This window comes from Yoonia maritima, assembly GCF_003003285.1.
Lineage (GTDB): Bacteria > Pseudomonadota > Alphaproteobacteria > Rhodobacterales > Rhodobacteraceae > Yoonia > Yoonia maritima.
The window spans coordinates 1-24,591 of sequence record NZ_PVTP01000006.1 but is presented as its reverse complement, the minus strand read 5'-3'; the positions used below and the strand labels follow the sequence as shown (position 1 = coordinate 24,591).

27 protein-coding genes are annotated in these 24,591 nt (G+C 53.4%); 23 read left to right on the top strand and 4 right to left on the bottom strand.

All coding sequences use genetic code 11. From position 1 onward, the window contains the following. Positions 1 to 10 precede the first annotated feature (10 nt). The gene (locus CLV80_RS10095; RefSeq protein ID WP_106357712.1) at positions 11 to 997 is read right to left on the bottom strand and encodes a YVTN family beta-propeller repeat protein; all 987 of its coding nucleotides are present in this window, start codon (positions 995 to 997) and stop codon (positions 11 to 13) included. Positions 998 to 1,007: 10 nt separating this feature from the next. Next, complete coding sequence (pedA1, locus tag CLV80_RS10090; protein WP_106357710.1) at positions 1,008 to 2,195, bottom strand: lanthanide ABC transporter ABC transporter substrate-binding protein PedA1; 1,188 nt, start codon at positions 2,193 to 2,195, stop codon at positions 1,008 to 1,010. A gap of 207 nt (positions 2,196 to 2,402) precedes the next feature. Between pedA1 and CLV80_RS10085 the strand changes: the two genes are divergently transcribed. The 22 genes from CLV80_RS10085 to CLV80_RS09980 all read left to right on the top strand — a co-directional run bounded on the left by CLV80_RS10085 (position 2,403) and on the right by CLV80_RS09980 (position 21,744). After that, entirely contained in the window at positions 2,403 to 2,936 is a 534-nt protein-coding gene (locus CLV80_RS10085; protein WP_106357708.1) for an SRPBCC family protein, read from the top strand. 19 nt (positions 2,937 to 2,955) lie between these two features. Continuing rightward, a complete protein-coding gene (locus CLV80_RS10080) occupies positions 2,956 to 3,882 on the top strand; it encodes a YVTN family beta-propeller repeat protein (protein ID WP_106357706.1) in 927 nt (308 codons plus the stop codon). Beyond that, positions 3,883 to 5,478, top strand: a complete 1,596-nt coding sequence (locus CLV80_RS10075) for a sensor histidine kinase (RefSeq protein ID WP_106357704.1) — start codon at positions 3,883 to 3,885, stop codon at positions 5,476 to 5,478. It begins immediately after the preceding gene. Positions 5,479 to 5,487: 9 nt separating this feature from the next. Next, positions 5,488 to 6,150 (top strand): response regulator transcription factor, encoded by a 663-nt coding sequence (locus tag CLV80_RS10070; RefSeq protein WP_106357702.1) that lies wholly within the window; start codon positions 5,488 to 5,490, stop codon positions 6,148 to 6,150. A gap of 89 nt (positions 6,151 to 6,239) precedes the next feature. Then, a complete protein-coding gene (pqqA, locus tag CLV80_RS10065; protein ID WP_106357700.1) occupies positions 6,240 to 6,341 on the top strand; it encodes a pyrroloquinoline quinone precursor peptide PqqA in 102 nt (33 codons plus the stop codon). 23 nt (positions 6,342 to 6,364) lie between these two features. Continuing rightward, positions 6,365 to 7,261, top strand: coding sequence for a pyrroloquinoline quinone biosynthesis protein PqqB (pqqB, locus tag CLV80_RS10060; RefSeq protein WP_106357697.1), 897 nt, complete (start codon positions 6,365 to 6,367; stop codon positions 7,259 to 7,261). After that, complete coding sequence (gene pqqC, locus CLV80_RS10055) at positions 7,258 to 8,013, top strand: pyrroloquinoline-quinone synthase PqqC (protein WP_106357695.1); 756 nt, start codon at positions 7,258 to 7,260, stop codon at positions 8,011 to 8,013. Before pqqB ends, pqqC begins: the two co-directional genes overlap by 4 nt. Continuing rightward, a complete protein-coding gene (pqqD, locus tag CLV80_RS10050) occupies positions 8,010 to 8,294 on the top strand; it encodes a pyrroloquinoline quinone biosynthesis peptide chaperone PqqD (RefSeq protein ID WP_243394504.1) in 285 nt (94 codons plus the stop codon). Before pqqC ends, pqqD begins: the two co-directional genes overlap by 4 nt. Then, the gene (gene pqqE / locus CLV80_RS10045) at positions 8,294 to 9,427 is read left to right on the top strand and encodes a pyrroloquinoline quinone biosynthesis protein PqqE (protein ID WP_106357689.1); all 1,134 of its coding nucleotides are present in this window, start codon (positions 8,294 to 8,296) and stop codon (positions 9,425 to 9,427) included. Before pqqD ends, pqqE begins: the two co-directional genes overlap by 1 nt. Positions 9,428 to 9,530: 103 nt before the next feature. Then, positions 9,531 to 10,445 carry a hypothetical protein gene (locus CLV80_RS10040; RefSeq protein WP_133169771.1) on the top strand — a complete coding sequence of 305 codons (915 nt, stop codon included), beginning with the start codon at positions 9,531 to 9,533 and terminating at the stop codon, positions 10,443 to 10,445. 54 nt (positions 10,446 to 10,499) lie between these two features. Continuing rightward, positions 10,500 to 11,480, top strand: a complete 981-nt coding sequence (locus tag CLV80_RS10035; protein ID WP_375342197.1) for an AAA family ATPase — start codon at positions 10,500 to 10,502, stop codon at positions 11,478 to 11,480. Next, positions 11,477 to 12,352, top strand: coding sequence for a DUF58 domain-containing protein (locus CLV80_RS10030; protein ID WP_106357684.1), 876 nt, complete (start codon positions 11,477 to 11,479; stop codon positions 12,350 to 12,352). Before CLV80_RS10035 ends, CLV80_RS10030 begins: the two co-directional genes overlap by 4 nt. Beyond that, the gene (locus CLV80_RS10025; protein ID WP_106357681.1) at positions 12,353 to 12,724 is read left to right on the top strand and encodes a hypothetical protein; all 372 of its coding nucleotides are present in this window, start codon (positions 12,353 to 12,355) and stop codon (positions 12,722 to 12,724) included. After that, on the top strand, positions 12,717 to 13,673 hold the full coding sequence (locus CLV80_RS10020) for a VWA domain-containing protein (protein ID WP_106357679.1): 957 nt from the start codon (positions 12,717 to 12,719) through the stop codon (positions 13,671 to 13,673). Before CLV80_RS10025 ends, CLV80_RS10020 begins: the two co-directional genes overlap by 8 nt. After that, positions 13,670 to 14,596: a vWA domain-containing protein gene (locus CLV80_RS10015; RefSeq protein WP_106357677.1), complete on the top strand. Its 927-nt coding sequence runs from the start codon at positions 13,670 to 13,672 to the stop codon at positions 14,594 to 14,596. Before CLV80_RS10020 ends, CLV80_RS10015 begins: the two co-directional genes overlap by 4 nt. Continuing rightward, positions 14,596 to 15,279: a tetratricopeptide repeat protein gene (locus CLV80_RS10010; RefSeq protein WP_165793364.1), complete on the top strand. Its 684-nt coding sequence runs from the start codon at positions 14,596 to 14,598 to the stop codon at positions 15,277 to 15,279. The genes CLV80_RS10015 and CLV80_RS10010 overlap by 1 nt, the downstream gene beginning before the upstream one ends. Beyond that, on the top strand, positions 15,273 to 16,490 hold the full coding sequence (locus tag CLV80_RS10005; protein WP_106357675.1) for a BatD family protein: 1,218 nt from the start codon (positions 15,273 to 15,275) through the stop codon (positions 16,488 to 16,490). The genes CLV80_RS10010 and CLV80_RS10005 overlap by 7 nt, the downstream gene beginning before the upstream one ends. Before the next feature lie 74 nt (positions 16,491 to 16,564). Continuing rightward, the gene (locus CLV80_RS10000) at positions 16,565 to 17,290 is read left to right on the top strand and encodes a response regulator (RefSeq protein WP_106357673.1); all 726 of its coding nucleotides are present in this window, start codon (positions 16,565 to 16,567) and stop codon (positions 17,288 to 17,290) included. Between the two features lie 7 nt (positions 17,291 to 17,297). Then, positions 17,298 to 18,464, top strand: a complete 1,167-nt coding sequence (locus CLV80_RS09995; RefSeq protein ID WP_165793363.1) for an FIST N-terminal domain-containing protein — start codon at positions 17,298 to 17,300, stop codon at positions 18,462 to 18,464. After that, entirely contained in the window at positions 18,461 to 20,719 is a 2,259-nt protein-coding gene (locus CLV80_RS09990) for a hybrid sensor histidine kinase/response regulator (RefSeq protein ID WP_106357671.1), read from the top strand. The genes CLV80_RS09995 and CLV80_RS09990 overlap by 4 nt, the downstream gene beginning before the upstream one ends. A 45-nt stretch (positions 20,720 to 20,764) precedes the next feature. After that, complete coding sequence (locus tag CLV80_RS09985) at positions 20,765 to 21,400, top strand: hypothetical protein (RefSeq protein ID WP_106357668.1); 636 nt, start codon at positions 20,765 to 20,767, stop codon at positions 21,398 to 21,400. Continuing rightward, positions 21,397 to 21,744: a hypothetical protein gene (locus tag CLV80_RS09980; RefSeq protein ID WP_106357665.1), complete on the top strand. Its 348-nt coding sequence runs from the start codon at positions 21,397 to 21,399 to the stop codon at positions 21,742 to 21,744. The genes CLV80_RS09985 and CLV80_RS09980 overlap by 4 nt, the downstream gene beginning before the upstream one ends. Here the strand turns inward: CLV80_RS09980 and CLV80_RS09975 are convergent. Next, on the bottom strand, positions 21,741 to 22,538 hold the full coding sequence (locus CLV80_RS09975; RefSeq protein WP_106357663.1) for a quinoprotein dehydrogenase-associated SoxYZ-like carrier: 798 nt from the start codon (positions 22,536 to 22,538) through the stop codon (positions 21,741 to 21,743). The genes CLV80_RS09980 and CLV80_RS09975 overlap by 4 nt on opposite strands. A 129-nt stretch (positions 22,539 to 22,667) precedes the next feature. Here CLV80_RS09975 and CLV80_RS09970 point away from each other — a divergent pair, with 129 nt between their 5' ends. Next, complete coding sequence (locus tag CLV80_RS09970; RefSeq protein WP_106357991.1) at positions 22,668 to 23,711, top strand: quinoprotein relay system zinc metallohydrolase 2; 1,044 nt, start codon at positions 22,668 to 22,670, stop codon at positions 23,709 to 23,711. Between the two features lie 4 nt (positions 23,712 to 23,715). Here the strand turns inward: CLV80_RS09970 and CLV80_RS09965 are convergent, their stop codons facing one another. Then, entirely contained in the window at positions 23,716 to 24,330 is a 615-nt protein-coding gene (locus CLV80_RS09965; protein WP_243394502.1) for a hypothetical protein, read from the bottom strand. Positions 24,331 to 24,591: the final 261 nt, after the last annotated feature.

The following is a 24,591-nucleotide window of genomic DNA, read 5'->3' as shown; positions in this document are numbered from 1 at the left end:
CCCAGGATATTTATTCGGGCGTCACTGCCACGCCCCAAGGCTGCTGTCCGACCTGTATCGATTTGACTGCTTTCTGCCGGGCCACGTCAATCACGGTCACATCATTTGAATTGCCGTTTGTGGTGATCAGAAATTCCTGTCCCGGCGTAAATTCCATCTGCCAGACGCGTTGACCGACAAGGATGTAATCAACGACCTCAAGGCTTTCGACATCAATCACAGCGACCCGGTTTGCAGGGCCAAGGGCAACGAATAGCCACTTATTGTCGGCCGTGACTTTCATGCCAACGGGCTGAAGCCACTCTGGCTGTACACCGGCCACTTCAAACCCGATTTTGGTAGTCAATTCAGGGCCGTTTGCGGCAAGCGGATCAATCACACTGACCGTGCCGCCGATTTCAGAGCTCACAAATAGCTTTGTACCGTCATCCGTATAAACGGCATAACGCGGGCGTTGATCGACAAGTATGTTGTGTTTGATCTGATAGTCAGACGTATCAATGAAATGCGCCATATTGGTCGTTTCAGACGTGTTAATCACAAACGCCGCATCGGGGCTGATCGCCATGCCTTCGGGTTCGACACCGACAGGGATTTCAGCAACAACTGTACGGCTTTGCGTGTCGACGACGGTGACCAGATTGTCGTCTTCGTTGGCGATATACAGCAACTCTCCGGTTGGATGAATTGTGAACAGTTCGGGGTCTGGGCCTGATGGTAGCGTCCAGACTTCTTCGTAGGTTTCAGTGTCAAAAACGCGGATCGTATCGTCGTCGGAGGCGCAGACGTATAGGTACTTTCCATCAGGGCTAACGCCAATTCCGCGCGGTCGGTTGCCACCGGGGAATTCTGCGATCGCTTCCCAGCTATCGCTGTCGATGACCGTGATTGTATTGCCGCGTTCGTTGCTGACGAATACCTTGTTTGCTGCGGCTGGGTTAGCGAAGCCAAGCATTGCAACGCTAATACTCGCAATAAACTGGATCGGTCGTTGCATGGTTTTTTCCTTATTCAGCAAAGGCATTGCAGGCGCTTTCGGGTTGGTCCAATCCAAGCGTATCGAGCGTCGAAACCTGATGCAGATATCCATCTTGGGGTGAGACGCTTACGGTGATTTTACTATCGGTTAGCAACACTGGCTGGCGCAGCTGGCCGTTCCACGGGCGGAAATTGACTTTCCTACCCTTGAACGCGGCCAATTCAAAATCGTCGCTTAAGATGTAGTCGCGCAGCGCGGCCGGATCGGCGGCGTTGATCCGAATGACCGCTTCGCCGATGACGCGCAGAGAAAGCCAAACTTCGTAGTCGGCTTCTTGAACAAACCGACCAGAGGCCTCTTCGAACCGGCGTTGAAACTGTGTCGCGCCCCATGCTTCGTGGGCGGCGTGCATTGTGACCGGGCGCAATCCACCAGAGCCCATGACCGGGCGCGGCGTCCAAAGGTGAAACGGCAGATAAAGCGCGAAAAGATCAGAGTTATCCGCGGCGATGACAACGTCGTGGTCTTCTGCGTTCTGTGTAAAGACGGGAATCTGGCGTTGGACCAGTACGTGACCAGTGTCGGTCCTGCGTGATCCACCGGTGTCTTCGAATTCGCGTTCTTCAACAACTTGTGCACCAAATTTGTTGGCTGCACGGCGGTAGGCATCACCCAATGTGCGGTCAGCTGGGTTTGATCCTTGAATGAGGAACACCTCGCGCCACTGCTTCCACATGGCGAATTGCACGACCGCGTCAGCAAGCATCATTTCACTGGGCGCGACGTGCAGTAGGTTTGCGCGGCACTGATCGTCACGGACTGACATATCGCGGGTCGTTGCGTTGATCACCAATACATCGGAGCCTGCGCGGTCCGCGATCTGTAGCAGGTCTTCGGCGTTGGCCATAACCACGAGCAACGTTGTTCCGTTCGCAATAAGTTCTTCTAATAAGGCGTCAATTTCTTCGGGGGTGGTTGCGACGTAGTTTGTGTTGAACGTCATGCCCATGAAATTGCCAGTGGTTTGGTTGTCTTCATCAGCCAAAGCACCCCCGGCAAAGCCCAGGTCATCGGGGATCAGATCGTAGCGGGAAATCGGCAAACGCTGGGGGTAGTCGACGCGCAGAACGGCGGCATTGATATCTAGGGCGTAGGCACCAAAGGCAGTGCAAAACAGGCATGCAAAGGCCACAATCAAGCGTGCAAATACCATCATCCTAGATGACCTCCCCCTTTGAAATTAACCAAGAAATTCGCGTAATTGGTTCCCTTTTCGAATGCTGCAACGATTCAACTTGGAAAAAAACCGATACTTTAGGCTTATTGTCAGCTTCACATAAGCTCAGCTACGGTCAAGGTAATTCAGCACGAGCCACGTTTGCTGTGATGTTAATTTGCCATTTTCCAACACACGAGCCAGTCAATGAAAATACACCGAAGAACTCTTATCCTGCTTGCCGCCTGCCTACCAATGGCGGCCCACGCACATGGTCCAACCCGTCAGAAAGTGACCCTTTCCGCTGAGGTAAGCGCCACACCAGAAGAGGTTTGGGCCGTGGTCGGCAACTTTCAGGACATGAGTTGGCACCCAGCGGTTTATTCCAGCACCGGAACGGGTGGTAACGAAATAGACGCCACGCGCTTGCTGGTGTTGGGCGAAGAAGGTGGTCCGACGATTGACGAAATCTTGTACAAATACTCTGACGAAAAGATGAGCTATTCGTACCGGATCACCGATGTATCCGTCGACGTGTTACCAGTTACAAATTACTCCTCCCACATAACGGTCACCGCGACGGAGGGTGGTGGGTCACTGGTCGAATGGCGCGGCGCGTTTTACCGTGGCTACCCGAACAATGACCCGCCACCCGAACTAAACGACGAAGCTGCGATTGCTGCAGTGTCGGGTGTTTATCAGGCTGGTTTGGATGCACTTGTTGCCCGCTTTGGTAGCTAATAGGACGATTTGCCTGTCGATGTTTTTTGCCCTCGCTGTGACGCAGGTTGTAGCGGGGGATTTGGCTTATGTGACTAACCAAAACGACAGCACGCTTAGTGTTATTGATCTAGATGATCACCGCGAAGTCAGACGTATCGATGTGGATGGTTCACCGGCCGGTGTCGCCGTTGATCCTGCGGGCAGTTTTTTCTTAACGGTGAGTGCTGACAGCAAGGCAATTCGCAAATTTGACAGCAATACATTGGAATTGCTGAACGAAGTGTCCCTTGATGGTGGGCCAATTGGCGTCGCCATTCACCCAGATAGCCAGACCATTTATGTGACCGACTGGTTCAATGCCCGAATTTGGGTGCTAAGCGCAGCTGATCTAGCCGTCATCAATACGCTGGAAACTGGGGCAGCCCCTGCCGGAGTTGCTGTGACGCCGGATGGCGCTTGGCTTGCCTCAGCAGATAAAGAGGCCAATCAGGTTTCGATATTTGATCTGCGGACGAATACGGTCGCCCATCGGGTTCCGGTCGGCGTGCGGCCCTTTGGGGTTACGGTGGGACCGCGGGGCCGGTTGTTCACGGCTGATGTTGGATCAAATTCGGTGACGGTTGTTGATCCGGTAGCAGGTAAGGTCGTTGGCACAGTTTCAGTCGGTGAACGCCCATATGCGGTGACATTCGCCCAAGGTGCTGGTTTTGTGACGAACCAATATGCCGACAGTGTCAGCGTGTTTGACCTGACTGACCTGACTGTGAAGGCAACAATTGACGTTGGTGAATATCCCGAAGGGATCGACACAACGACTGACGGTAATCAAGTGATTGTCGCAAATTGGTTTTCGAATACAGTCAGCGTAATTGATGTGCACAGCCTAAGTGTTGTCGCGGAAATCGATACGGGCGATGGCCCAAGAGCCTTTGGTCGCTTTATCGTTGAGGGGGGCGAAGAATAGGTGCGCAGTTTACGTGCGAGGCTGGCAATTGGCGCAGCGATCATTGGTCTGGTCGCGGTACTGTCGAGCGCACTGACTATTCGCGGGATGGCCTTAATGTCCGCGCAGGTGCAAGTCGCAGTGACGGCCGAAAAGCGGATACAACGATTGTCGGATCTTGCGACCCAAGTCGGTTCGCTGATCGTCATTCTTTACGAAGCGGCGCAATCCGGCGTCGATGCGGATACTCGGAATGCGCGGTTAGAAGGGCTAACCGCAGGTATACGTCGGAACTTTGCGGCCATTCGTGCGGACCTTGATCAAAACGTCGGGGATGTTGCCCAATCTGATCTGGACGAACAGTCACGTCGCGCGACCCGCAGTATTGGTGTTGCGCGGATGGAAGCTTTGTTCGAGGGCACGTTAGAACAATTTGACGAAGCCTCTGAAATAACAGCACCTGATCAACGCGCGGCGCAATTGCAGGGGCTGATCAACGCATTTTCGATTGGTTTTGATCCGCTGTTAAACGCGGCTGTCACCGAAGATCGCCGCGCGCGTGAAGCCGCAATCGCGCAGGTTGACGCCTTGCGTGACCGGCTTACGCGGGCAGCCTTTGCTGTTGGCGTTTTGGCACTGCTGCTTGTAGCCGGGTTTTACTATTTCTTGGTTCGCCCGCAGTTGTCGCGTTTAGATCAACTGCGCGTTGCTTCCCGGTCGATCGGGAATGAGAACTTCAAAGTCAGCCTACCGGATGAACAAGGCGACGAAATCGGCCTTTTGTTCAAAGCGACAAACGAAATGGCAGCGTCATTGGCTGCACGCAAATCCGCAGTCGAAAGCGAATGGGGACGGCTAAACCAAACCATCGCGGACCGGACAGAGGCGCTACGTCATGCCAACGAGGCACTGGCCAAGACAGACGAAGACCGGCGCAGGTTTTTTGCTGATGTCAGTCACGAATTGCGCACACCGCTGACAGTCATCTTGATGGAGGCAGAGCTGGCCCTGAAATCCGGCGCGCCACAAGATGGTCCATATGGGGTGATCCACGGTCGTGCACGGCGATTGAACCAACGTATCGATGATTTGCTACGTATCGCCCGATCTGATGGCGGGCTGCTGAGCCTGGAGCGCTCAACATTTGACTTACACCGCGCGGCACAAGCTGCCGTCGCCGATATGCAAAGCCTTGCAGACAATGCGGGGGTAACGATCACGCTAGATGGTGTTTCTGGGACCAACGTCGAAGGCGACGAAAACTGGACGCGGCAAGTGGTGACTGGGCTAATCGAAAACGCGTTACGTCATGCTAAAGACGGCGGTTCTATCGCTTTAAACATTAACGCCACGGCAAGAGAAGCAAACCTGCGGGTGATCGACAACGGGCCTGGAATGTCTGAGGAGGATCTTAAAGTCGTGACGAACCGATTTGCGCAGGCCTCTACCGGGAAGGCAGCGTCAAACGGCTTTGGAATTGGCCTGTCACTGGCGCATTGGGTGATGACCGAACAAAAAGGCAAACTGACGATCCAAAGCCCGGTCCCGGCGCCTTTCAATATCGGTCCGAACGCCGGGACCATGGTGACGGTTTCGCTTTTGCGAGCAAGCGGTTAGCGTGATGTGATGGCTGATACAACGATCCTTATTGTTGATGACGACCCCGAGATCACAGATGCGCTGGCGCGTGGTCTACAGATGCACGGATATGCCACGCTGGCCGAAAGCACGGTGGAGGCGGCGGCAAAGCGGTTTCCAGACGGGCAGGTGGCTGCAGCAATCATTGATGTGATGATCGGACGCGACAGCGGCATTGATCTGGTGCGTGCCCTTAGGGCGGCCGGACATGCAAAGCCGATACTGATGCTTTCCGCGCTAACGGAAGTCACTGATAGGATGGCCGGGTTAGAGGCGGGGGCCGACGATTATGTCGTAAAGCCATTCGCGTTTGACGAACTCGTTGCCCGTTTGCAGGTTCAATTGCAGCGCTCGGTCACTGCGCATTGTGTGCTTGATCCGGCGTCGCGCACAGTGCGTGGCCAAACCCGCGAGGCGATTCTGACTGAAAGAGAATTCGACCTATTGGCGATGCTGCATGATAAGGCGGGTACTGTTATTTCTCGGGGTGAAATCTTTGATACGCTGTGGGCGAATGAAGGGTCTTCATCCGAAAATGTCGTTGATGTTTACATCGGATATTTGCGCAAAAAACTGGCGCCTATGGATGATTTTCACTTTGGCATCAATACAATAAGAAACCGTGGTTTCGTTTTTCAGCACCTCGATTAAGTGTCCGTTCTTATTTTTTCTTAGAACATAAGATTTGACCGAAATGCCCAGCAGGGCGCACATTTATCTGACACAGAGGAGGAACTATTATGGCTTGGACGAAACCAGTGATCCGCGAAATCGAATGCGGCATGGAAATCAACATGTACGGTCCTGAGAACGACGAACGTAACAACGACGACCTGTTCTAAACATATAAGCGCGGAGCACGCAGATGGTATTTCGCGCTTGTATTTTAGGGGCAGCTGCCGGTGGTGGCCTGCCCCAATGGAATTGCGGTTGCGAAAACTGCAATTTGGCACGTAGTGGTAAAATACCCTCCCAATCACAGTCTTCGGTAGCGGTCAGCGCGAATGGTTCTGATTGGGCAATCCTGAATGCGTCTCCCGACATTCGTGATCAAATGGCGCGTACGCCTGCACTGCATCCCACAGATTTGCGCGTCAGCCCGTTGAAATCCGTTCTTTTGACAAATGGTGACATTGATCACGTCGCGGGATTGCTCATCCTGCGTGAACAGCAACCGTTCAACCTGTTCGCGACCCAAGATATCCACGATGTCATCGACGCGAACCCGATTTTTGGCGCCCTAAAGCCTGATCTCGTAATTCGCCGCACCATCGCGCTGGGCACACCATTTGAGCTTGTGACCGGGGTTCTGGCCACTCTTTTCTCTGTGCCAGGTAAGGTACCTCTCTATCTGGAAGGTGATCATGTACAGACAGACCTTGAAGGCGAACAAACTGTTGGCGTTCACCTGAAAACGGACCAGCGAAATGTATTCTATATCCCCGGTTGTTCGACCCTAAAACCGGACCTGCGTGAGCGACTATCGGGTGCCGATATGGTCATGTTTGACGGTACGCTGTGGCAAGATGATGAAATGGTCACTGGCGGGCTAAGCCAAAAGACGGGCAATCGGATGGGACATATGTCGATGTCTGGCCCTGATGGGTCAATGGCTGCCTTTGCCGATCTTGAGGTAGGTAAAAAGGTCTATGTCCATATGAACAATACGAACCCTGTTTTGCGCCCATCATCCGACCAACGCGCCACCGCCGAAGCATCTGGTTGGACTATTGCCCAAGACGGGATGGAGTTTGAATTATGACCCTAAGCAAAGAACAGTTCGAAGCACGGTTGCGTCAGATTGGTGCAGAACGGTATCACGACAAACACCCGTTTCATCACCTTCTACACTCTGGAGGATGCACGCCCGATCAAGTTCGAGCATGGGTCATTAACCGGTTCTATTATCAGTCGCGTATCCCCATGAAAGACGCCGCATTCATGAGCAGGGTCGATGATCCTGCACTGCGTCGCGCATGGCGTTCCCGGATTGAGGATCACGATGGCACCGCCGAAAACGAGGGCGGTATTGAGCGGTGGCTGCGGCTTGCCGAAGCTGTCGGGCTTGACCGTGATTATGTTGCCAGCGCCGAAGGCGTCATGCCCGCGACCAAATTTGCGGTCGACGCTTATGTACGATTTGTTCGGGATGAAACACTGCTAGAGGCCGTTGCGGCGTCACTCACGGAATTGTTCGCACCAAAGATTCACGCCCAGCGAATTGAAGGCTTGCTTGCCAATTATGCCTTCGCGGATGATTCTAGTCTGGCCTATTTCAAGAACCGATTGAAAGAAGCCCCCAAAGACGTGGCCTTTGGTCTGGCTTGGGTGTTGGACAAAGCTGACACACAAGAAAAACAAGACGCGGCGGCGAAGGCATTGATCTTTAAAACCGATGTGCTGTGGTCGCAGCTAGATGCATTGCATGCCGCATATGTTGATCCTGCAAGAATTCCGCCGGGTGCATGGCAACCGGGTACGTTTCTTGCGCAGAACGTGGCGGCCGCATCATGACCGATGGGCTGTCCCCTGATGTAATTCCCGTAATCCCGCGTGGCGTGCGGTTGCATTGGGATCATGTCCGCGAAAAATGGGTCTTGCTTGCGCCAGAACGGGCGGTCGCGCTGGATCCGATTGGTCATGCGATCATGACGGAAATTGATGGTGCGCGTAGCTTTGGTACGATTACGACCGCTCTGGCTGATAAATATGGCGCCCCGCATGAACAGGTCGCGGCGGATGCGGGTGAATTTCTGCGCGGTCTGATGAATCGCCGCATTTTGGAGGTCGCATAATGGACGGTTCAGAGGTCCGAGACTGGCGTGCAGAGGGCAAGGCGAACGGTATTCCTGCGCCAATAGCCATGCTGGCTGAACTGACCCATCGCTGTCCGCTATCATGTCCGTATTGTTCTAACCCTGTCGAATTGGCGCAAAAGTCACTTGAGCTTGATACATCTGACTGGGTTCGCGTGTTTCAGCAGGCCGCAGAACTGGGCGTGCTTCAGCTTCATCTTTCAGGGGGTGAACCCGCAGCTCGTCGTGATCTGGTTGATCTTGTAAAGGCCGCGCGTGATGCGGGGCTTTATACGAACCTGATTACGTCTGGGATTGGGCTGACGGAACGGCGCTTGCAGGAATTGGATATGGCTGGCCTCGATCATATTCAGCTTTCGTTGCAGGGCACTGATGCTGACATGGCGGACCGCATTGGCGGCTATAAAGGTGGCTTTCAACGCAAGATGCAGGTTGCCGCATGGATCAAGGATATCGGTTTTCCACTGACGTTGAACGCTGTCGTCCACCGCCAAAACCTTCACCAGCTTCCACGCGCGATTGAGATGGCTTTGGAAATGAATGCAAGGCGTATTGAGGTCGCCATTGTCCAGTTCCACGGTTGGGCGATGTCGAACCGTGATGCGTTGATGCCGACAAAGGAACAGGCACAGGAAGCCAGCCGCGTCGTGGCCGAGGCCCGTGATCGGTTAAAAGGCCAACTGGTGCTAGATTACGTTCCTGCTGATTATCACGCTGATTACCCCAAGCGTTGCATGGGTGGCTGGGGTACAACGGGCCTAAACGTCGCCCCCGACGGAGAGGTGCTTCCGTGTCACGCAGCCCAAACCATCAAGTCGTTGAAGTTTGATAATGTACGCAACAAAAGCCTATCTGAAATTTGGTATCGTGGGTCAGCATTCAACGCCTATCGCGGTGATGATTGGATGCAAGAACCCTGCCGTTCTTGCGACCGCAAGAAGCTGGATTTTGGCGGATGTCGTTGTCAGGCAATGGCATTGGCCGGTGATCCAAATGCGACCGACCCAGTTTGCGTGAAATCACCACTACATGCAGAACTTCAAAAGCGCGCCGTCGCGTTCTCGCATCATGATAACGCCGAATTGACCTATCGTCAGCAGCCGCCAGCGTAATTGAGGGCGGCAATATATGATCCAATATGCTATGGTCTTGCCGACCAGCGTTTGGGTAATGAGCATAGTGCGTATTCGTGAAAGACTGATCAAATGCCTTTTAATGGCACTTCTGGCAGCCGTTCCCTTTGGTGCGCGCGCGGATAATACGCACCCTACGCGGGGTGAATTTCTAGCGCTTGCAAAGCAAGGCTGGGTCTTTGACCTTCATTCGTCCCGCCATCGCCGCGACCCAGATTTTCCTCCTGTCCAGTTCAACAGCAGCGAAGTCGCCATGGGTGAAATCTGCGTCATTGGCGAACCGGCAAACCGGCTATCAGAACGTGTCATTTCGAGCTTTGTAGGCCTGCTAGGTGATATCTACGGCCGTCGGTTGTCGGTCACTTATGCGAACCGCAGTATTTCAAGCTGCCCAACGCGCCCCCGCGTCTATGTCAGGCTGTATTCTGGGCGTCCGCCGTCTGCTTTGTTTAATGCTGATTTGCGACAGATGGATCGGGATTTCGATATTCGGTTTCCGCCACAGTGGCGCGAACCCGTCTATTCCCCAGCGCAAGCAAACGGCTTTTTTGGTCATGAGGGCGCAATCGCGCATTTGTTAGTCCGGCAGGCACCACATGCGAACCTAACTCCGTTGCAGCGGGATTTTTATACATCGATTTTGACCGAAGAACTGTTTCAGGTGGTCAGTTTCGGGGCAGATATTCTTAAGTTTGATCGCGACGCCCCATTCAGATCGAAGCTGCAGGAACATCCCGTTAATTTGCGACGTGTGTCGTGGCAATCTGACCAGTTCATGACCGGGTTGCTTTCGAGCAATCCGAACGGTTTGTGTGGGTTTGACGTTTTTATGCTGCACGCGCTTGCTGGGTCAGGGCTAGAAACTGTTAATTCGGCAGAGCTGATCATGTTTATCGAGACAAATTTCGATGTGTTGAAAGACGCTGCCGAAAAGACGGTCGCTAATCCAGCGTATGAAATGCTGCTTGATAATAGCTGTTTGGCGTTGCCCGACTAATCTACTACCTTTGTATAACTAGATTTGGTGCGTTTTCCCGGTCAGGGTTTGGCCATTAATCTGGGGGGACTGGCCGTGCTTGATGGTAAGTCACGTGAGTGTTTTGAACAAATTTCGGCGCTTAAAGAATGGCTTGAAACGGGGCTGATCGGTAGCGATCAGTTAATTGAACGACTGCTGATTGGCGTTCTGACAGGGGGGCATCTTCTGATTGAAGGGCCGCCGGGGTTGGCGAAAACCCGTGCTGTGAAACTGCTGTCGCGCGCTCTTGGTGGATCGTTTGCACGGGTACAATGTACGCCGGATTTGTTGCCAGCGGATTTGACTGGAACTGATGTGTTTAACCCCGAAACGGGTAAATTTGCGTTCGCGCAGGGCCCCGTATTTCACAACCTTGTACTGGTCGACGAAATCAACCGCGCACCGCCCAAAACACAGTCTGCCCTGCTAGAGGCAATGGCCGAAACCCAAGTCACCAGCGGCGGCACAACCCACACCTTGCCGGAACCGTTTTTTGTTGTCGCCACGCAAAATTCCATCGAACACGAAGGCACGTTCCCGCTGCCAGAGGCGCAGCTAGATCGTTTCTTGCTTCACATCGTTCTGACTCAACCCAATCTAGAGACCGAGCGGCGCATTCTGGATTTGGTCGAAAATGAACGGGTTAAGGGCGATGCAACCCCGCCGGAATTGGGGCTAGATGTAGTGCAGGTCGCCCGACGTGATGTGGACAACGTGTTTCTGTCGCCTGCCTTGCGGGATTACATTGTCAGGCTGGTCGTGGCGACCCGTGTCGCTCCGTTTGATACACAAATTGAACATTCAGTTTCTCCGCGTGGATCAATCGCGCTGGCGGCTTCGGCGCGTGCGCGTGCGTATTTAAACGGACGTAATCACGCGATCCCCGAAGATGTCGAAGCGGTACTGCCCGATGCGCTTGCCCATCGGATGGTTCTGAACTGGGCGACCGCCGCCGAAGGTGTGACACCCCGGGCCGTCGTCGCTGACATCATGCAACAAACCCAAGCGTTATGACGGATGTGTCGGGCACGCAGGTGACAGCACAGGCGTTAATTGCCTTGCAAGGTGCCGTCGCGGAAAACATGCGCCGCGACGTACCAACAAGCGGCCTGCCCGGTGGGTTTCCAATCAAAAAACGTGGCCAAGGTCAGGTGAACGCCGATAGCCGCCTCTACATTCATGGCGATGAAATGCGGTACATCGACAAAGGTGCGACCGCCCGGACTGGCGATCTGCATGTGCGGACCTTTCACGAAGAACGCGACAGGGTGACATTTTTGGTGGCTGATTTCCGGCCATCGATGCTGTGGGGCATGCGTCGCGCGTTCCGTTCGGTTGCCGCAGCCGAGGCGCTTGCATGGATTGGTTGGCAAGCCGTTGCAGTTGGTGGGCGGGTCGGTCTGCTGGCAATCACGACAGGTGAACCCACCATCGTGCGGACGCGTACGGGTACCCGTGGGATGCTGTCGGTGATTGGCGGGCTGGTGCGCGCCCATGAATTCGCGACCTCTGTCGTTGGCCCCGATCAGTTTATTGATCCACCGCTAGATATGGCCGTCGAAGGTCTACATCGGATCGTACCCAAAGGTGCGTCAATCATCATCGCAAGCGCTTTTGATCAACGAGGCGACAATTTCGAAGGCACCATGAAACGGCTAGCCCAGCATCGCGCACCGTCATTTGTGATGGTCGAAGATAGCGGGCTACAATCACTGCCGCCGGGGCATTACCCAATTCGGTCGCCAGACGGATACCGCCGTTCAATCAAACTGCGACAAACACTGCCGCACGATCATGCGTTACCAGAAATTCCGGGTTGCGCGGTTATGCACCTGGATACCAGCCTGCCAACGCGGCAAGCCATGACGCAGGCAGGAGTATCGTGAATGGCAGAGGGCATCACCACAGTTGATGCGATGTTGTCGGGTTTGCACGACATCCGATTGCCAGAGGCCGCGCCCGGCGGGCTGATTTCAGAGATATTGGTCGCCGTTGGTTATGGGCTGTTGTTGGCATATTTGACGTCATTGGTACTGGGGTATTTCCTGCGAGGCCCTGCAACGGACGCTGGTTCTTTGACCGACCAGATCGCGGCGCTAGCTGACTTACCTGAAGATGACCGTGCAGTTGCGCTATTGCACATGATCCAAATTCACGCACCTGCTGCCTTACCTACTGAACTGTATGCTCGCGCAGGTATCCCACCGATCGACGAGCTTGAAGCCATGCTTCTTAAGAGCGAGGCGCAGAATGCTTGAGTTCGCAAACCCATGGTTTTTCGTACTGCTGCCGCTGCCGGTCGTTGTGTATTTTTTGGCACCGCCGCAGACACCCAGTGGTGCCGTGCTGGTCGTGCCCGAAGGTATCGAGCGTCGAATGCTTAGTGGCGGTGCAGGTGGTCAAAACCCGCTCCGCCATATTGATATGCTGACGCCGATTTGCATTTGGTTTCTGTTGGTCGTCGCCTTGGCCGGTCCGCGTGTCGTTGCGCCACAGCAAGCCTTACCAATGTCAGGGCGCGATCTGATCCTTGCGTTGGATTTGTCGGGGTCGATGGTGCGCGATGACTTTGCGCTGGATGGGCAAACTGCGACGCGACTTGAGGTCGTCAAAGCCGTCGGCGCAGACTTTGCGCGCGCACGGGCAGGGGACCGGGTGGGGTTGGTCGTGTTTGGGTCCGACGCATATGTTGCGGCAGCGCCTTCGTTTGATACTGATGCTGTCGCCCAGAAAATCGAAGACATGGTGATCGGCATTTCTGGGCGGGCAACCAATATCGGTGATGGCATTGGGATTGCGCTAAAACGGTTAGTGGCGTCAGACGCAGACACCAAAGTCATCATTCTTTTGTCGGACGGTGCCAATAACGCGGGTGCCGCGATGCCACGCGATGTTGCGGCGCTTGCGGCGGATATGGGGGTGCGTATCCACACGATTGCGCTGGGACCGATTGCGTTAGAGGACGCACCCGATCAGCGCGGTGTTGTCGATGTGCGGACGTTGGATGCCATTGCCAAGATCAGCGGCGGTCAGATGTTCCGGGTCCGTACGACAGATGATCTGCGGGCGGCGGCGTCTGAATTAGATGCGTTAGAACCAACAGCCCGTGCGGGTCTATCGGCGCAGACCTACCGCGCGTTTTGGATTTGGCCAGCACTATTGGCGGGCCTTTTGGGGATCGGACTTGGGGTGCGGTCAAAAGAATGAGTTCTATCGCCGATATCACCTTTCTGCGTCCCTTTTGGTTCGCCGCAATTCCCGTGCTCGTAACGCTTATGATTTGGCGTTTGCGCCGATCCGGTCAGCCGGGTGATTGGCAGGCCAGCATCCAGCCGCATCTACTGGCCGCAATGACAGCTATGGGGCGGATCGAACCCGCAGGCAGTCGGTTTTTTGCCGCTGTCCCATTTGTCATTGCGATGTGTGTTGCGGTGGCGCTGACAGGGCCATCCATTGAAAAACGCGGCGCGCAGACCTTCCGTAATTTGGATGGGGTTGTGTTTGTTATCGATGTGTCGGGATCAATGGTGCGCGATGAAAGCTGGCCATCGGTCGTAAATATGGCGCATGCGGGTCTTAGCGCCTTGGGCAGTAAACCCGCTGCGTTGATTGTCTATGGTGGGGATAGCTATCTGGCGTCGCCGTTGACCACCGACCACAGGCAGTTGGCGCAAAGCATCTCGCTGATTGACGAAGATTTCATTCCCGATCGGGGCAACAGGCCACACCTTGCATTGGAACGCGCTGCTGACGTGCTGCAGAATGCGTTGGTACTGTCGGGTGATGTCGTTTTGATGACGGATGGGGAAGGGCTTGGCGACGACGCGATTGCCGCCGCTATGCGGATAACAGAGTTGGGCGCACGGCTGTCTGTGGTGCTGGCCAAAACAACCGTATCCGGCAACCCGCCGATAAGCCCGGCAACCTTTGAAAGCTTGGTAAGCGTCGGTGGTGGCCAAATCTATGAAACACCCGATCTCATTCGGTTCATGGCCGATTTTGGCGATGCAGCGGCGTCGCGCACTGAATTGCAGGACCTACAGCTTGTTTTGCGTGCGGACATCGGGCGGTATATTCTGTTCCTTGCGCTGCTTCCTGCGCTTTTGTTGTTCCGAAGGAGCCGCGCCTGATGAAACGGATGCTGCCTCTGTTTGCTGTAACATGTTTGGTTCTTGCGGCATTGTTGGGCGGGGCGGCGCCATTTGGGCGGGTCGCATTGTCGCTCGGGATGCCACGCACTGCCGCGAGCTTGTTTGCAGATCCGGGCTGGGTGGGGGTTGCGCTCTACCGCGCAGATGATTTCCAAGGGGCGGCAGATGCCATGGAACAAGCAGGCGCAGATGCGTTTTATAACCTTGGCAATGCTCATGCACAGCTAGGCGAATATGCGGCGGCGCTGGAAGCCTATGATCTGGCGGTTGCTATCCGGCAAGACCCGCAAGCGCAGCAGAATTTTGATCTGCTGCGGGCGTTCTACGCATCCACGACGCTTGACGTGGATGGGGTTTTCTTGACCGAGGATCGCGAAGGTTCAACCACAGACGCGCCAATTGCGCGGGGTGATGCGCGCGCCTCTGGAACGGGGGATGAGGTTACTAATACATCCGCGACGCCAGCCCTTGCTGAGATTGTAAGCCGTGGTGAACAGCGGGTGCGGCAGGTCTTTGATGCGCAATCCATCACGGCAAACGCCCGCTGGCTTGCGACGCTAGAGGACGTGCCTGGCGCGTTTTTAGCAGAACGTATTTACCACGAACATAAGGCGCGTCGCGATGCAGGAACTGGCCAAGAGCAGGAGGACACCGAATGGTAAGAGCATTCTATGCGATCTTGCTGGCGGCATGGTGGGTGGTGCCCGTTTGGGCGCAAACCTCGACGGTTGACCCTGACGATCTTACGCTTTCAGTGACGGTCGAACCGTTACCCGATCCGTTGATGCGCCAAGAAATGGTGCTGATAACTATCCACGGCATCTACAAACGCCACATCACTCTAGAAAGTTTGGAACAGCCGGATTTCGATGGTTTTAACTGGATGCAATTGGGGCAGGACCATTGGTTCGAAAGTCTGCTGGATGGTCGCCCGGTCAAGAACATGCGACGACGGATGGCCGTTTTTCCTGATAAAACGGGGACATTGGAAATCGGGCCGTTCAAGCACCATCTGACGTTGTTAGATGAAAACAACAAATGGTTCGAACATACGATCACGTCAGAGCCGGTCACTATTAATGTAACGCCAGAACCTCAGAGCGATGATTGGTGGTTTCCGGTTCGGGGTTTGCGTGTCTCCGACGACTGGTCAAATGCACCTGATCAACTATCCAAAGGCGAAGGTGTGCTACGCGTGATCCGCATATCCGCGCTGGGCGCGAGCCCCGATATGATTCCGCCGATGCCGGAATTGACATCGCCTTCCGCCCTCATCTTTGCGCATCCCGAAAAGCGACTGGTTGATTTAACCTCGCGAGGACCAGAAGCGATTGCGTTTTGGCGTTGGACAGTCACCCCGACGAATGGTCATTCTGCGATCCTTGAACCGATCACGTTTAGCTATTTCGATACGGTCGCACGCGAAATGCGCGAGGTGTCGATTGCTCCACAACGAGTCGCCTTTGGTGATGTTGTCGGCGCACCGGTTTCGGATCAGCGTACACCCGTTGAAACGAGCCGGATTCATCCGCTTGTCTTGCGTATCTGCGGTATTATTGCATTTCTTTCCGGGGTGTTGGCTGTAACGCGAGGTGAGACGCTTTCACGCTATTACCTTCGCCAAAGGCTACGCAGTTGGCGGCTTCAATGCCAACTTCGCTGGGCGATATGGCGTCATGATATGGCGGGGGTTAGAGCGTCTGCCCATGCGATTGATCAACTATACGGATACTCAATAGAGCGCTCAGAGTTACTGTCCGAACTGGATAGTCATCTCTTTGGTCGGTCGTTTGATCCAAATATACCTGAAAAATTTGCTTTTCGATTGCGACAAACACTGTTGATTGGTGGTTTGCACACGAATGTGCACTGAAATATGCCGACTCGCCCAAAAGGTGCTTTGTGGAAACCAGATGTTCCGCTACGCTTTTGCTGGGAGGAACTAAAATGTCTAATTTTGCGAGTGCAGAGAAGCATTTCTCTGCCAGCCATATACTCGTGGTGGATGATCATCCGCTGTATTGTGACGCGATGGCAGCATCGCTGTCATCCGCCTTTAAGATTAAACAAGTCAATTCGGTGAATTCATTGGAGGGAGCGATGAAAGCACTGGGTGCAGGGCCGACGCCAGATTTGGTTTTGCTGGATTTGGGTTTGCCAGATGCGACAGGGTTAAGCGGCTTTTTCCAACTTAAGGAACATTGTCAAGACATGCCAATCGTCGTCATTTCGGCGGATTCATCAGATGATACGATTCAGGCGGCGATGGATGCTGGGGCGATGGGGTTTGTACCAAAAGACGCGCCGCGTACCGTGATCGGGGATGCGCTTGCGCAGGTTCAGGAAGGCGCACGTTATCTACCGCCTTGCTATTGCCCAAAGCCAAGACAGACCGCGCAGGACCCGGTTAGTATGCAAGAAGCATCAAAGCGAATTGCGCGCCTTACCCCACAGCAGCGCCGGATTATGGAGCTTATTTCAGCAGGCAAGCCAAACAAAGTGATCGCTTACGAACTTTCGGTCGCCGAAGGCACGGTCAAGGCACATATCACAGCGTTGCTGCGTCGGTTGGGTGTAAGCAACAGAACCCAAGCCGCTGTTTTGGTAAACAGTGCAACGTTAAATCGTCCGCAGTCGTTGTCAGATACAAACGCGCGTGCGCAGTTAAGCTAGTTTAATTATGAATATGGTTGATGGTGACTTTACTGGCGCAAGTATTGTGTCGGTGGGCGTTTCTATGTCTGCCGATCCTGATATCGCCGTATCAGAAGCAGTGGCGCAATTGCCGGCTGAAGGCATTTGCTTTGTTTTGGTCTTTGTTCCTGAATGCTTAGACACCAGCAAGGTCGCCGCTAGTCTTGCGCTGCATCTGCCGCAAACATTGGCATTCGGATGCACCACTGGCGGGCAAATTACACCGCAAGGTTATGCTGATAATGCACTAATGCTTGTGTCGTTTCCACGTGATCATTTCAGATGTTCATCTAAGCTGTTTAGCCCGCTCAAGCCGGTTTCTATTGAGCAAACCGCATTGGCGGCGCAAACGCTTGCCCAGCGTTTCCAAACCACAGCCGGTTGGCGCAGGTTTGCAATTACGATTGCAGATGGGCTGTCTAAGCAAGAAGACGTTTTGGTCGCTGCATTGGACGCAGGCCTAGGTGATATTCCAGTCTTCGGGGGGTCCGCGGGGCATGGGCTCGCGTTTGATGGTACCTATGTTTTGCATGGTGGCGCATTTCATGAAGACGCAGCACTTTTGCTGATCGTTGAAACGGACCTTGTATTCGAAGGCGTTGAATTCGATCACTTTATGCCGACAGAACGCCAGTTGGTTGTCACGCAAGCACGCCCTGACGATAGGATCGTGACGGAAATCAATGGCGCAGTTGCAGCAGACGAATATGCGCGTTTGATCGGCTATGATGTTGCTGATCTATCCCCACGGGTTTTTGCAGAAAATCCGGTGTTGGTGCGCAATTTGGATAACTGGCACGTTCGCGCAATCCAAGAGGTACTTGATGATGGTGCTTTGACGTTTTTGTCTGCGATCGAAAACGGTCTTGTGCTGACGCTTGCACGGGGGAAAGAAATCATCAAAACGATGGATGCGGAACTTGCTGTTACTGGCCCACGCGGGGAAACGCCGCATTTCATTTTAGGTTTCGATTGTGTGCTAAGGCGGCTTGAAATTGAACAAAAACAGTTAAGTGGCGAAGCATCAAAGGTGCTGCGCGACAGGCGTGTGTTGGGGTTTAATACATACGGTGAACAGCACGGCGGCGTTCACATGAACCAGACCTTTGTCGGCATTGCGTTCTTTTCGTCTAGTCTCAAGATGGATTTATGATTGATCGTGATCTCCCACTTGATGTTCAAGTCGCGCAACAAGACAAGATCATCAAAGCGCTTGTCCAGCGTGCCAACCAACGGCATGAATTAGGCCGTTCGGCATATTCGTTGTTTCAGTCAGCGATTACGCTGCAAAGCAAAGTATCAGAGAAAACGCGCGACCTAGAAGCAGCGCTAAACACGCTTGGCCAAACCAGCACAGAGCTGGAAACATCAGAAGAAGCGCGTAACCAAACCGAACAAAGCCTGACCGACGCGTTAGAGTCGATGGAAGGGGGGTTTGCGTTATTCACAGGTGGTCGTTTGCGCGTTTACAACGACTATTTCAAAAAGCTGATTCCGGACGTTCACGATGTTATTGGTCCAGGGCTATCGTTAGAGACATATTTCGATAGTCTGACAAAAAGCACCTACATCGCCCGCGATAGTGACGCCGAAAAACTTGCCGGTAATGCAGCCCAAGCGAACGAAGCGCCCGCGCCATTTGTGTTTGAAATCAAGAATGATCGTTGGTTCGTCATCAATTATCGGCAAACGAGCCACAATAATATTGTCGTATTTCAAACTGAAATCACGTCGGTCGTGCGGTCCAATCGGCTGGAAAAAGACCAACTTATCGACGCGCAAGAGCATTTTTTAAGCGCAGCATTTGATAACATGCCGCAAGGTGTGTGTACGTTCTCGTCCGATGGCACGATGTTGTTTGGAAATGCACGTTTTACGAGCTTGCTTTCTCTCCCCGGTCGTCTTGCTTGTGTTGGGACTTCGTATGCCCAAATTGTTGAGCATCTGAGCGCGCATTCAATCATGGGCGACTTGCGGCACGATAACTTTACAACTTTGCTGCGGTATCTACGCCGCAAAGAAAGCCTGCATCTCCGCCGGCGCCAGAAAAACCATACTGTTCTAGAATTCGTAGTGAACCCGCTACCAGACGGTGGCTGCATCGTGAACGTGATGGATGTGACTGTGCAGTCTCAGACGACAGAACAGCTAGAAAACAGGGTCCAAGAGCGCACGCAAGAGCTGACTGATTTGAACAAAGAATTGCGCGGGCAATATACGGCGCTAGAAAGCATCGAAGAGGATCTACGGCAGGCAAAAGCCGAGGTCGAAGCCGCGATGAGTTCAAAAACGCGGTTCTTTGCGGCGGCTTCGCATGATTTGTTGCAGCCCATCAATGCGGCAAAACTGTTGATTTCATCATTATCGGATATGGCGTTAGCAAACGACGTACGGGATACTGTTCAAAGGATTGATCATTCATTCCAATCTATGGAATCGTTGCTTCACGCGTTGCTCGATATTTCGCGACTTGAATCTGTGGATATGAAACTTGCGGTGACGGATTTTGCGCTTGATGGCATCATGCGCAACATCGCGAATGATATGGGGCCGTTGGCTGTCGAAAAAGGTCTGCGGCTTGAGGTGGTTCCAAGCCGCGTATGGGTACGTAGCGACCAACGTTATCTATCTCGATCGGTTCAAAATTTGGTCAATAACGCGATCCAATACACAAAGTCAGGTCGTGTACTTTTGGGGTGCCGCCGTCGCGGAAATTCCGTTGTGATCGAGGTCTGGGACACGGGTGTTGGAATAACAAAGGCCGACCAAGAACGGGTTTTCCAAGAATTCACGCGGGTTGATGGTGGCAGCGGTATGGGTATGGGCCTAGGGCTATCGATTGTGCAGCGGGCATGTGCGCACTTAGGGCATAAGGTGTCCGTGCGCTCGCAGCCGGGCAAAGGGTCGGTGTTTTCGATTACCTTGCCGATGGTAACTGCAGGCGTGGGCGCGCATTCAGACACGCCAAATGTCACGTCACAAACATCAGAATCCTTGGATTTGATTGTTGTGATGATTGAAAATGACCCTGGTGTGCTGTTTGCAATGTCACGCCGACTAGAGAGTTGGGGCGCAAGCGTTCTTGCGTGTACCTCGACCGAACAAGCTGTTGAAATGGTGGCAGAGTTGGGGATGAGCCCAGACGTGATTTTGGCAGATTATCAATTGGATCATGGTGATACTGGCATCGAAAGCATCATCGCACTACGTCAGCAAGCTGGTGCAGGACTGCCCGCAATAATTATCACCGCCAATCAAGAAACATCCATAAAGGACCTGTGCGCCCAGCTGCGAATATCAGTGCTGACGAAGCCGGTTAACCTGTCGCGACTGCGGTCGCTGATAGATTGGAAAACCCGGCAGGTGCCACGAGCGCGCAGCGAAGGATACGACCAAAGTCTGCAATGACGTCGTGCAATAATTGAATACTCTGCTGATAGCGAAAAGGGGCGAATGAAGTTGTTAAGATACATGCTTATGGTGTTGCTTCTTGCGACGCCGGTTCACGCAGAAGAAATCTATGATTTGATCTTTAAGCAGGGTACCTTGACCGGGGTTCAGCACGATCTGCTTTATGACCGCGAAACCATTGTCGCCAGCAATCCTGAATATGGACAACGCCATTCGGGTGACGTGGCGCTTAGTTTTGCACCTGATGACATGGCTGTGCTTCGGTTTTTGCAAGGAGATCAGCATCGTAATCTGGGACAGTTTCCCGCGACTGTTGGAAACCCAATTATCATGTATTTCGTTGAAACAGTGCTACGTGATGTCGCCCACGAAGCTGGCGGAAGCCCATTTTATATTCGCAACCGTATCAAAGAAGCGCTGATCACCCCTGCGCCGATTGACGACGCAATGATCCCTTTTGGGGACGGTGAAGTACCGGTTAAGCAAATCACATTCCGTCCATTTGAAAACGATGAAAACCGCGAGCGCATGGGCGTTTATGGCAACCTAGAAATGACCTTTGTCATGTCTGAGGCAGTGCCGGGTTGGTATGTATCGCTGTCGGCAGTTGCATCGGATGCCAGTGGCGATGACGGCTACAGCAACACCCTGAATTTGATGCCTGAGGTGGCAGAATGAAAAACCTTCTTGCAAGCGCACTGATACTGCTGGGGAGCTCTGCTTTTGCGCAATCCGTCAGTGATCAATTGAATGACTACCCAACAATTGCACGTGCAGACTACGTTTTCGGCTGCATGGCGGTGAACGGGCAGGGGCGGGATCAGTTGGCGAAATGCGCATGCTCCATCGATCATATTGCCACGATCCTACCCTATGAACGCTATGTCGAGGCCGAGACCGTGCTTTCAATGCAGTTGGCTGGGGGGGAACGTATGGCGATATTTCGAACGGCATCTATGACGCAGGCCATCGTTGCCGATTTACGGCGTGCACAGGCCGAGGCCGAAATTCTTTGTTTTTAGGCACCGTCGTCTTTTGCGAGAACCTGTTCGAAAATGTTGCCTTCGGTGTCACGCGCCCGAATGCGGATTGTTGGTGCACCGTTGTCACGGTAACCGAACCGAAAAACCGGATTTTCACTGACTGATATCCCGCCCTCAAGCGTGAATAATATTTCGTCACCTTGAAAAACTTCGATCAGGTTGATGAAATGCGCGCTGACGAACAGCTGGGTTATTTGGTCTCTTTGAAGGCCGGAATAGTTTGGATGTCGGATCATGACCTGGGCTTCGCGCCGTTGCCCTGACATGCGCGGCGTGTCGTCAAAACTACGCAGCCGCATTTGCCCCATCGACGCTAAGGCAACTTCGGGATCACGCGATGCGGGGGCAGAACAGCCACCGGATGCTTTGACATATCCACCGTTCATAAACAGACCATCATCAGTTTCTGCAATGACACGGATGTTCGAGTATTGGTTGACTCTTACCCGTAGTTCAAAATCTAGCGGCCACATGGCTTCGCTGAATGTTAAATCTGCGGCCAGCGGGGCAGGGTTTTCGTCGATGATCACCAGTGCGCCGTGGATCGGCGTTGCATCCGCCGATTGCGAAATAACAATGGGAACCGTGGCAGCATCATGCGCGCGATACGGCGTCTCAACCGTGAACAATGCGGCACCGTCATGCAATGTGGTGTCACCGACGAAATCAAAGCGTAGCTCGTTCCAGCTTTCGCTTTCGATCAGGGCGTTGCCTTGGGCAATGGCGGCCTGCGACAAGACCGCAAACAAAGATGCAGCAAGAAGACGTTTCATCGGTTTCTCCTCTTTTGATCGATGTTTTGTAGCACAAATGGCAAAAATACAGGAGTAATCCTTAGTATCGGTTCGCGTTTTCGTGATCAATTGCTACTGAATTTGCATTATGAAAGCGAAGGCCGCCCCATGTTTGAAGCGATCGTCAGTCTGTGCTTGCTGTCTGATCCGGCGGTTTGCCGCGATGTCTTAATCCCCGGATATGAGTCAATATCGGTCGCCGAATGTGATGCGCAACTTCGGGCTAATCCACCGGATTTGAAACTGTTTTTAAATGAAGAGCCGCACGGGATGGCTGCCTGCGCACCTGTTGGTGATACGTTGAGATTTCAGCAAGCTGCGCGGGGTGTTTTTGTCCATCGAGGCGCGATCAGTGATGCCAATCCAGAAAATGAAGGCGACGTTGCAAACGTCGCTTTCGTAATAGGGAAAAGCGCGGTTGCCGTTATCGACAGCGGTGGTTCGCGTCGCGTTTCTGAACAAATTTACCGGGCCGTTCGGTCGGAAACAGGGCTTCCGGTTCGGTACGTTGTTTTAACACATATGCACCCGGATCACGTGTTGGGCGCATCATTATTTGCGCAGGCAGGTGCTGAGATCGTTGGTCACAGTGGCCTCGCGCGTGGGCTTTCGGATCGAAGCGACGCCTATATGAACAGATTTCAGGACTTGATTGGCGCTGCAGGGTTTATCGGCACCCAAGTTGTTATGCCCGATATCGGTGTCGAAAAGATGCTGGATCTTGATCTAGGTGATCGCGTTTTACATCTGCGATCTTGGCCAAACGGGCATTCTATAAACGACCTGACAGTCGGAGACCCAACAAGCGGTATTTTGTTTACGGGAGATTTGATGTTTCATGAATACACGCCTGCTTTGGATGGCAGTGTTCTGGGTTGGCAAACGGTTCTGACCGAATTGCAGGCGCTTCCCTATCATACAATCATGCCCGGGCACGGCGGTCCGATATTAGACTGGCCAGATAGTGCTGGCCCTCTCAATGCGTATCTTGCGCTGCTTATCTCGGACACGCGTTCTGCGATCGTTCGCGGCGATAGTTTAGGGGACGCTGTGCGGGTAATCGGTCAAAGCCAAGCCGCTGATTGGGATTTGTTCGATCAGTTCAATCCGCGCAATGCCACTGTGGCGTTCACTGAATTAGAATGGGAATAGTGGCCTAACCGGGCAGGTGATGCGATAGTGTTTGGGCAATGGCATAGGCGCGTTTTTCCAAGATGACGGGCGTTTCACAGACGTACAGCAACGACTGTGCACGGTCACGATAAATGCGCTGGTCCCAGTCTAACTGTTCTTCAAGCGCATCAACCTTATCAAAGTCGGGGTCCTGTTTCGCCATTTCATTATCCATGTCGATCCGGGCTGTTTCTATCCGTGTGGCTAAGTCGATCTGGGACAGCGAATAGCGACCGATACCTGCGATGATATCGGTGCGATCCCTGTTAATTCTGTTGAAAATCGCCTGAAAAATAGCGGTGTAATCATCTTGGGTAAGCTGAGCGTTGGTCGCTGCGAAGTCAGCTGTGATATCTTCAACTTCGTCAATAGACACACGGCGCAATACCAACGTGTCCACTAAAGTTGCGGCAGCAGGTGTTAGATCTTGCACGGCTTCGTTTTCAGGTGCTTGGTGCGGCCACATCAGACCCAAAGATAGTTGTTCGACCTTTCGTTGGACACATGGCCATGTCGGGTCAGAGTAGTCTTCGGCAAAAACAAAAGCCGGCTGGCCCAGGAATAGGGCTGCGATGAGTGTCATACGCATTTTCGACATGTGTTCCCCCGTCAGTCGTACAAACGACCATTATCGCGCGCGAATCTATATCATATTTAGAGCGTTGTTTCAGTTGTTCTGTAACAGCGACCAAAGTCGTAATTGTCGGATGAGACCCGTATTGACTAACTTTTCCCTGAAGAAGAATTGCCTTTGGGGGATAGATAATGCGTACACGTGCCGCGGTCGCTGTTGCAGCTGGCAAGCCACTTGAAGTGATGGAAGTGAACCTCGAAGGGCCGCGTGCCGGTGAGGTTTTGA

What these genes read in the sequence shown, in the direction of transcription:
- CLV80_RS10020 (WP_106357679.1), top strand. Translation starts at nt 12,717, where the DNA reads ATGCTTGAGTTCGCAAACCCATGGTTTTTCGTACTGCTGCCGCTGCCG.
- CLV80_RS09995 (WP_165793363.1), top strand. Translation starts at nt 17,298, where the DNA reads ATGAATATGGTTGATGGTGACTTTACTGGCGCAAGTATTGTGTCGGTG.
- CLV80_RS09970 (WP_106357991.1), top strand. Translation starts at nt 22,668, where the DNA reads ATGTTTGAAGCGATCGTCAGTCTGTGCTTGCTGTCTGATCCGGCGGTT.
- CLV80_RS09965 (WP_243394502.1), bottom strand. Translation starts at nt 24,330, where the DNA reads ATGTCGAAAATGCGTATGACACTCATCGCAGCCCTATTCCTGGGCCAG.
- CLV80_RS10080 (WP_106357706.1), top strand. Translation starts at nt 2,956, where the DNA reads ATGTTTTTTGCCCTCGCTGTGACGCAGGTTGTAGCGGGGGATTTGGCT.
- pqqE (WP_106357689.1), top strand. Translation starts at nt 8,294, where the DNA reads ATGGACGGTTCAGAGGTCCGAGACTGGCGTGCAGAGGGCAAGGCGAAC.
- CLV80_RS10010 (WP_165793364.1), top strand. Translation starts at nt 14,596, where the DNA reads ATGAAACGGATGCTGCCTCTGTTTGCTGTAACATGTTTGGTTCTTGCG.
- CLV80_RS09975 (WP_106357663.1), bottom strand. Translation starts at nt 22,538, where the DNA reads ATGAAACGTCTTCTTGCTGCATCTTTGTTTGCGGTCTTGTCGCAGGCC.
- CLV80_RS10040 (WP_133169771.1), top strand. Translation starts at nt 9,531, where the DNA reads ATGGCACTTCTGGCAGCCGTTCCCTTTGGTGCGCGCGCGGATAATACG.
- CLV80_RS10030 (WP_106357684.1), top strand. Translation starts at nt 11,477, where the DNA reads ATGACGGATGTGTCGGGCACGCAGGTGACAGCACAGGCGTTAATTGCC.
- CLV80_RS09985 (WP_106357668.1), top strand. Translation starts at nt 20,765, where the DNA reads ATGAAGTTGTTAAGATACATGCTTATGGTGTTGCTTCTTGCGACGCCG.
- pqqA (WP_106357700.1), top strand. Translation starts at nt 6,240, where the DNA reads ATGGCTTGGACGAAACCAGTGATCCGCGAAATCGAATGCGGCATGGAA.
- pqqD (WP_243394504.1), top strand. Translation starts at nt 8,010, where the DNA reads ATGACCGATGGGCTGTCCCCTGATGTAATTCCCGTAATCCCGCGTGGC.
- CLV80_RS10085 (WP_106357708.1), top strand. Translation starts at nt 2,403, where the DNA reads ATGAAAATACACCGAAGAACTCTTATCCTGCTTGCCGCCTGCCTACCA.
- CLV80_RS10015 (WP_106357677.1), top strand. Translation starts at nt 13,670, where the DNA reads ATGAGTTCTATCGCCGATATCACCTTTCTGCGTCCCTTTTGGTTCGCC.
- CLV80_RS10005 (WP_106357675.1), top strand. Translation starts at nt 15,273, where the DNA reads ATGGTAAGAGCATTCTATGCGATCTTGCTGGCGGCATGGTGGGTGGTG.
- CLV80_RS10000 (WP_106357673.1), top strand. Translation starts at nt 16,565, where the DNA reads ATGTCTAATTTTGCGAGTGCAGAGAAGCATTTCTCTGCCAGCCATATA.
- CLV80_RS10070 (WP_106357702.1), top strand. Translation starts at nt 5,488, where the DNA reads ATGGCTGATACAACGATCCTTATTGTTGATGACGACCCCGAGATCACA.
- pqqB (WP_106357697.1), top strand. Translation starts at nt 6,365, where the DNA reads ATGGTATTTCGCGCTTGTATTTTAGGGGCAGCTGCCGGTGGTGGCCTG.
- pedA1 (WP_106357710.1), bottom strand. Translation starts at nt 2,195, where the DNA reads ATGATGGTATTTGCACGCTTGATTGTGGCCTTTGCATGCCTGTTTTGC.
- CLV80_RS09980 (WP_106357665.1), top strand. Translation starts at nt 21,397, where the DNA reads ATGAAAAACCTTCTTGCAAGCGCACTGATACTGCTGGGGAGCTCTGCT.
- CLV80_RS09990 (WP_106357671.1), top strand. Translation starts at nt 18,461, where the DNA reads ATGATTGATCGTGATCTCCCACTTGATGTTCAAGTCGCGCAACAAGAC.
- CLV80_RS10095 (WP_106357712.1), bottom strand. Translation starts at nt 997, where the DNA reads ATGCAACGACCGATCCAGTTTATTGCGAGTATTAGCGTTGCAATGCTT.
- CLV80_RS10025 (WP_106357681.1), top strand. Translation starts at nt 12,353, where the DNA reads ATGGCAGAGGGCATCACCACAGTTGATGCGATGTTGTCGGGTTTGCAC.
- pqqC (WP_106357695.1), top strand. Translation starts at nt 7,258, where the DNA reads ATGACCCTAAGCAAAGAACAGTTCGAAGCACGGTTGCGTCAGATTGGT.